1 pseudogene is annotated in these 227 nt (G+C 64.3%); it reads right to left on the bottom strand.

Going from position 1 to position 227, the window contains the following annotated elements:
• Positions 1-227: pseudogene (locus tag FNJ47_RS49235) on the bottom strand (cytochrome C oxidase subunit I); the annotation flags it as partial.

The following is a 227-nucleotide window of genomic DNA, read 5'->3' as shown; positions in this document are numbered from 1 at the left end:
GATCGTGGATCTGAGCCCGAGCGCGACGGGCAGGATCAGGAACAGGATCTCGAGCGCCGCGCCGACCGCGGTCCAGGCCCACAGCAAGGAGCCCGCGACATTGGCGTACATCGCAAGCGGCACCGGCGCGCCCGGATTGTCGCGCTTCCAGATCACGAAATTGATCACCATCAGCGCGCCCCAGATCCATGAGCCGACCACGACCATGACGACGCCGATGTAATAGA

This window comes from Bradyrhizobium uaiense (assembly GCF_010811875.1).
In the GTDB taxonomy this organism is placed as follows: Bacteria; Pseudomonadota; Alphaproteobacteria; order Rhizobiales; family Xanthobacteraceae; genus Bradyrhizobium; species Bradyrhizobium uaiense.
Note: the sequence above shows the minus strand (reverse complement) of the source record. Positions and strands in the feature narration are given on the sequence as shown.